A 6,419-nucleotide genomic window follows, 5' to 3' on the forward strand; every position below is an offset into this window, starting at 1 on the left:
TGTTGCGCGATTGTTGTTTGTGGTTGGCTTCTTGGGTTTGTTTGTTTTTTGGGTGTTTTTGTATCGTTGCAATTTTTTAGCTAATAGCTGGCTTCGTCATGGTGTACTGCCACACGCTGAATTATATTAACTCTTTAATGGTACTTAACCATGCCTCGCCCCAAGCTTCCTGTGAGCTTGCAGTAGAAATGGTCTGTAATCCATTTTGGGCCAGTGACTTTGACGCTGCTAAGTGTGTTACTGACTGCATTAATGCATATTCAAATTGTTTTTCGCTTGGCATAATTAACCAACCATTATATTTGTTAATCAATAAGTTGGATAGCCCGCCTACATTTGAACTAATCACGAGACAACCTGCAGCCATCGCTTCAATCATAGAGAGCGACGTGCCTTCTGAACCGAGAGTAGGAATGATGGCGATATGATGGTCTTTATGGATTGAGTAGCTTTCATTTGGGCCATATTTAATTATTGAAACCTTTGGGTTGTCATTAAATAATTTATGAAGATAACTTTCTAATGGACCACTTCCAGCAAAAGTAATGCTGACATTATGGCTTTCTATTAGTTTTTTTATAATAGGTGCAATAAAACCTATTCCACGATAATCTACAAATCTTCTAGCAATAATTATTTTTATATCATTCAATTCACTCCATTTTTTTTCAAAATCTATTTCGGTTATTTTTTCTTGATAAAAATTATAAATGACTTTCACTTTGTTGTTGTCGGTATTAAACCAAGTGCGGTACCAGTTCACAAAGTTATGGTCAACACAAACTAATGTTGTATTGCTATTGATATATGACAAATACTTAATCTGATTGACTAATGAGCCGGGAAATTGCAGGAATTTATTCTTGTTCTTTTTAGGTTTATCCCAAGAAATACCATGTTGAATTGCAATTGTTTTAAAGCCCCTCATGTTAACTGAGTAAGTGTCAGTGGCAAAAATAACAATGTCATTGCGTCTGTCTGCGTTATTTTTCACCCATTTAGTAAGGGCGAATTTTTTTAAATTCCCTCTTAAAATACCTGTATTTACTCCATGAATAGTCAGATCTTTTTCTTTATGAGTAAATTCAGAACTTGCAGGTTGCACTATATGGCATGACCACCCTTGCCGTTTGAATAAGTCAATCAAATTCAATATATAATTTTCAATGCCACCGATGGTGTTCATTGTTCCGTCATCATTGAACATGGCTCGATAAATAATGTAAATGTTCATTGTGTATATACCTGATAACGGGACTTTATAATATCAGCAATTTTGACACATGCATTACCATCTCCATATGGGTTTTCGGTATGGCCAAATGCATGGGGATCATTTATTAGCTGATTGACTTCTTTTACAATCTTCTCAATGTCAGTGCCTACCAATTTAACCGTACCGGCTTCTACAGCTTCAGGACGTTCAGTTTTATCACGTAGAACTAGCACTGGTTTTTTTAGTGAAGGTGCTTCTTCTTGAATGCCACCTGAATCTGTTAAAATAATGTTGGCCATATCCATCAACGCGACAAACGATTGATAGTCTAAGGGGGAGATTAAGTGGAAGTTAGGTAAATTACCTAAAAAATCATGTACAGGCTTTTGAACTTGTGGGTTTAGATGAACAGGATATACAAGCTGTACCTCAGGATGGGCAAGCGCAATCATCTTTAATGCGGCACAGATATTTTCAAATCCAACGCCAAAATTCTCTCGTCTATGGCCGGTGATAAGGATGACCAGTTTATTCTGTATTTTAGGTAATATGGATGTAATTTCAGGTAATGCTTGAATGCCTTGTCGCTGGATATGCTTCCTTGTTTCTAGCAAAGCATCAATTACTGTATTCCCAGTAACGTAAATATCCTGAGTGCGAATCCCTTCTCGTGTTAAATTATCAGCAGCTGATTTTGTCGGTGCAAAATGCAGTTTTGTTAACACCGCCGTTAACTTTCGATTTGCCTCTTCTGGCCAGGGCGAATGGATATCCCCAGTTCGTAATCCCGCCTCCACATGACCAACATCAACCTTTTGGTAAAATGCGGCCAATGCGGCTGCAAATGAGGTGGTCGTATCCCCATGAACTAGCACGAGTTGAGGTTGAAATTGTTGAATTACTTGACCAACGCCTTCTACGATTGCGCCGGTTAACCATTCAAGAGTCTGATTAGGCTTCATTAAATCCAAATCAAAATCTGGGGTGAGCTCGAAGATATCTAGCACTTGGTCAAGCATCTGCCGGTGCTGGGCAGTAACGCAAATCTTGACGTCTAAGAGGGGATCATCAGCTAATACTTTCGCTAATGGACACATTTTAATTGCTTCGGGCCGAGTGCCAAACACTAGAAGAATTTTCACAATAGTCCAACTTAATATGCTTATTTGTTTGTTTATAACACCTTATGATTGAAGCCAGTTTGGGGCGATTAGCATCATATCTTAAGGCGACTTGATTGACGTTATGGCGAATATTCTACTGAACTTGGGGACTGCTTTCTATGCAATTAGTATGTTTTACATGATAGTGACAATTTAAAGTATGCTGCGATTATTATTAAAACATGATTAATTACTTTAGGTTAGCGGTAAAAGTCCAATATTTAAGCCTTGATAACGGATTATTGATTGCGCGCTTCCAACCGATATGACGAAATAACTAAAATTTTGTAACTTGTAAGCTTGGTTCCCAGTATGTCTTGTACAATATTTGCCAATCAAGCCTAACCCGAGTTGTTCTAGTACAACCAAATTCGATGCAACAAATTTTTGCCAGTATTGTTTGTGTTCTTTCGTCCCTGCGTGCCGATGCATAAGCGTTGATGAATGATTATCTAGCTGGTTGAGCCAAAGCTGACACAATGATTGTTCGGCATGTAACGGTGAGTATTTGGTCGTCGATTCGCATACTGAATCATCAATATCTGTTGCTAGAAGTATTGACCAGATACTGAGGAGGTCTTGTGTTAGGCCGTATTGAAATAATCACTTGGGTGCATGATCACCTCAAAACCCTCGGAAAATTTGCGAAAATAACAACTGCTGAATACCACTCTTTGCTGAAACCTACGATCGGCGACCGCTCTTTTTGGGAAATCTTGTTGATAGAATACAAATTGGTTGCCGAGCAGATAATTATCCGCCCTTAGTTTCACTGCGTATTTTGTGGTGACACTGCTTAATCCTTGTTGTGTCGACACAATCTGACGATTAAAGTTTTGATATAGCACATTACCATGGACATTTTTAGCAATGACGTTGGGTCTAGGATCCTGATTGAGTAGTAATATATCGGGTATAAGGCCGCTGTAGCCCTGTCCTTCCCAGGTCGACAGAATCACTGTGGCACCCGGTAAAAACTCACGAATACTGGCAATGCAATGATGGGTAATGCCTGGCACTTGAAGGCGTTCTGCGCTTGCTTGTACGGGGCCTTGAAGAACCACGCTGATATCGTTAAAGCGAATCATGCGGATGGCTGCCAGAGTGTGAGGTAGGCTTCATATTCACTGGGTACACCGCAAAAGATGACCTCTTTTCGCTCCTATTCGGTGATAGCGAATATCTTTCCCTGCTTTAATCAGGTGATTGTAAAGTGGCGCAATATAAAGCTCGGCTTGTTGCCAGGCTGTGGCCGGTCTTTTGACTTCGCATTCAAAGGTCAATGTGAAATCTTTTGCATGACTAAAATGATATAGGCCGGTGCTACTTAGATTTGAGACCGGATGTTTTTCGACGGTCGCGATGACTCGGTCATCAATATAAAACCCCTGATGACCACACCAAGGTTTGCCCACGATGATCTCATCATAAGGCACCTGATATTTTGTTAGCCAAGCGACAATGGTCGGTAAAGCATAATGTTGATTTTGCGAACGTTCCCATCACAGCGGCGCATGTTGCCCGCGGTAGCAATCACGATGGTAAAGCCCTCAGCATGGTATTGTTGCAGCTTGGCAATGACATCAAGGCGCGGCAATACATTGGCGTAATCGGTGCTATTCGCTTGAGTTAAGGTCCCATCGAGATCGATGATCAAGCTTCTTGATTCGTTACCTACTGAAAAAGAAAATAGTGTAAGTCGTAAGCAAGGGTGAACCAAGCCACATACGGGCTAAACTTGGTTAATCTGACGTCAGATTATAGCGCCGTTCGGCTTAGATGACCGATTAATCGCCGATGTCAGAGCGGGGGGGCATTTGATTCACTTTAATGCGATAAAACATTCACAAATGATGGCGTCCAAGGTAGGATCTTAGTTCGGTATATCGTCAAGGCTTATGGACGTTCTCATGCACACTCGCGCTATTTATCCTGGGACTTTTGATCCTATTACTAACGGGCATACAGACTTAATCGAGCGAGCCTCGCGTTTGTTTAATACTGTGGTGATTGCCATTGCGGCCAGTCCGAGTAAACAACCCTTATTCACTTTGGCTGAGCGCGTCGCTTTGGTTGAAAATGTCACGGCTCATTTATCTAATGTCGAAGTAGTGGGCTTTTCAGGTTTATTGGTGGATTTTGCCAAGACGCAACAAGCCGGCGTGTTAGTGCGTGGACTGCGCGCTGTTTCAGATTTCGAATACGAATTTCAGTTAGCCAATATGAATCGACGTTTAAGTCCTGGGCTTGAAAGTGTTTTTTTAACGCCTGCTGAGAAAAATTCTTTTATTTCATCCACCTTGGTTAAAGAAGTCGCCTTACATGGCGGTGATGTTAGTCAGTTTGTTCATCCTGAGGTCGACACCGCTCTGCATGCAAAACTTAAATAAACCATCAATAACCGCCTACTTTCGTGTCCTATTTTTTATGGTATTGGCGTGGAGCGGCACGTTAACGGCAGCGCCTTGGGTCGATACCTCGGATGTGTATTTACGCGCAGACATTCAGGCCTTGGCCGATGCCGGGGTGATCACGGTGCCAGTGAATACCTATCCGTTGATGTGGGCAGGCATTGGCGTCGATTTAGCCAAAGCAGAACCTTCATTGTTGACACCGGCATTGGCTACGGCGTTTGCTCGGGTCAATTTTTACTATCGTAATGCCATTCAAAATCGGGGCAATAGCCGACTCAAATTGGTTGCCGCCTCAGATCCTGCGCGTTTTCAGCATTTTGGTAGCGATTATCGCGAGCAAGGACAGTTAACTGTTTCTCACGAATATACCGGCTCGCGTTTCGCATACAAGCTTTCGGCCTCGGCCAATTATGATCCTATCGATGAAAAAGAGTACCGCCTCGATGACTCGTATTTGGCCATGGTGCTGGGTAATTGGGTCTTTACCGCTGGCACCTTAGATCAATGGTGGGGACCTGGGTTTGATACTGGTTTAATGAAATCGACCAATGCGCGTCCGATGCCATCGATAATGCTGAGCCGCAATAATGCTCACGGTTTTGAAACGCCGTGGTTATCGTGGATTGGTCCTTGGACGTTAACCACGGGCTTGAGTTTGTTTGAGCAAGAGCGCTACGCGCCCAATACTTTGCTATGGAATGCCAGAGGTACTTTACGACCGCTGCAACAATTAGAAATTGGTTTTTCTTGGACCATGCAGTTTTGCGGAGAAGGCCAAGAGTGTGATGCCAGCACTTTCTTCAAAGCGTTAACTGGTCAGAAGGATTGTCGCAATGATGTTGGCTTTGGCTGTACCAATTTCGGTAACCAAATGGCGGGCTTTGATATTCGTTATAGCGATACCTTTTGGGATATTCCCTTGGGCTTGTATCTTGAAAAAACTTGCGAAGACTCAAGTGGTCCGAGCCCATTAGATTTAGCCGATTGCGGCTACTTATGGGGCATGGATTCGCGCTTTGGTGATGGTGAACAACAATATAAACTATTTGTTGAATACACAGATACCTTGCGTGCTTGCGGCGAAGACGAAAGTGCGTTTAATTGTTTCTACGAGCATAGCACCTATCTCAGCGGGTCACGTTACTATGACCGAGCTCTAGGCTCAACCTATGACAGCGATGCTCAAGTGTATGTGTTAGGGATGGTGGTGCAATTTGCTAATAGCCAAGGGCTTCATGCCTTCCTGCGTTATGCTCAGCTGAATAAAGACGGCTTGAGTCCATCTAACGGTTGGGCGCCGGTGACGCCAAAAGAAGATTTACTGATGCTGGAGATGAGTTATCGCATGCCTATCTGGCAGGGCATGCTAACCTTTGGCGGTACAGTGTCTAATTCAGAGTTTGAGCAGACTGATAGCTCAGACACCAATGGCACAGTGTTTAGTTCGTATGAATATAAGTTCTAAGGCGTAAATACTGAGCACAATAAAGGCGCCCATCGGGTAATGCCGTTCACTTAGTGTGAACGGCATTTTTCTTAGACTTAATGGGATACTTGTTTTTACTCATTTTTAACGCACGTGGATAGGCCCTATCCCGTTTCCCATCAAGCTTGAACTGTCTCGCA

The 6,419-nt window shown here is 42.6% G+C and carries 6 protein-coding genes and 1 pseudogene; 2 read left to right on the top strand and 5 right to left on the bottom strand.

All coding sequences use genetic code 11. The annotated features are described in order from the left end of the window. Positions 1–121: 121 nt before the first annotated feature. The 5 genes and pseudogenes from KU855_RS10720 to KU855_RS19080 all read right to left on the bottom strand — a co-directional run bounded on the left by KU855_RS10720 (position 122) and on the right by KU855_RS19080 (position 4,036). Positions 122–1,234, bottom strand: a complete 1,113-nt coding sequence (locus tag KU855_RS10720) for a glycosyltransferase family 4 protein (protein ID WP_218530281.1) — start codon at positions 1,232–1,234, stop codon at positions 122–124. After that, on the bottom strand, positions 1,231–2,358 hold the full coding sequence (wecB, locus tag KU855_RS10725) for a non-hydrolyzing UDP-N-acetylglucosamine 2-epimerase (RefSeq protein WP_371316350.1): 1,128 nt from the start codon (positions 2,356–2,358) through the stop codon (positions 1,231–1,233). Before wecB ends, KU855_RS10720 begins: the two co-directional genes overlap by 4 nt. 216 nt (positions 2,359–2,574) lie before the next feature. Then, positions 2,575–3,467 (bottom strand): annotated as a pseudogene (locus tag KU855_RS19070) (WavE lipopolysaccharide synthesis family protein). 36 nt (positions 3,468–3,503) lie between these two features. Further along, complete coding sequence (locus KU855_RS19075; protein WP_371316351.1) at positions 3,504–3,794, bottom strand: hypothetical protein; 291 nt, start codon at positions 3,792–3,794, stop codon at positions 3,504–3,506. Positions 3,795–3,826: 32 nt separating this feature from the next. Next, positions 3,827–4,036, bottom strand: coding sequence for a hypothetical protein (locus KU855_RS19080; protein ID WP_371316352.1), 210 nt, complete (start codon positions 4,034–4,036; stop codon positions 3,827–3,829). A gap of 253 nt (positions 4,037–4,289) precedes the next feature. On the opposite strand from KU855_RS19080, the gene coaD reads away from it, so the two are divergent. Continuing rightward, positions 4,290–4,769: a pantetheine-phosphate adenylyltransferase gene (gene coaD, locus KU855_RS10745; RefSeq protein WP_218530283.1), complete on the top strand. Its 480-nt coding sequence runs from the start codon at positions 4,290–4,292 to the stop codon at positions 4,767–4,769. A gap of 37 nt (positions 4,770–4,806) precedes the next feature. After that, a complete protein-coding gene (locus tag KU855_RS10750) occupies positions 4,807–6,258 on the top strand; it encodes a capsule assembly Wzi family protein (RefSeq protein ID WP_218530287.1) in 1,452 nt (483 codons plus the stop codon). Positions 6,259–6,419 lie beyond the last annotated feature (161 nt).

It is taken from the genome of Shewanella sp. NIFS-20-20 (assembly GCF_019209865.1).
Taxonomy (GTDB): domain Bacteria; phylum Pseudomonadota; class Gammaproteobacteria; order Enterobacterales; family Shewanellaceae; genus Shewanella.

Bases quoted from the DNA above. Each gene is read 5' to 3' on its own strand.
- KU855_RS10720 (WP_218530281.1), bottom strand. From the start codon at position 1,234: ATGAACATTTACATTATTTATCGAGCCATGTTCAATGATGACGGAACA.
- coaD (WP_218530283.1), top strand. From the start codon at position 4,290: ATGCACACTCGCGCTATTTATCCTGGGACTTTTGATCCTATTACTAAC.
- KU855_RS10750 (WP_218530287.1), top strand. From the start codon at position 4,807: ATGGTATTGGCGTGGAGCGGCACGTTAACGGCAGCGCCTTGGGTCGAT.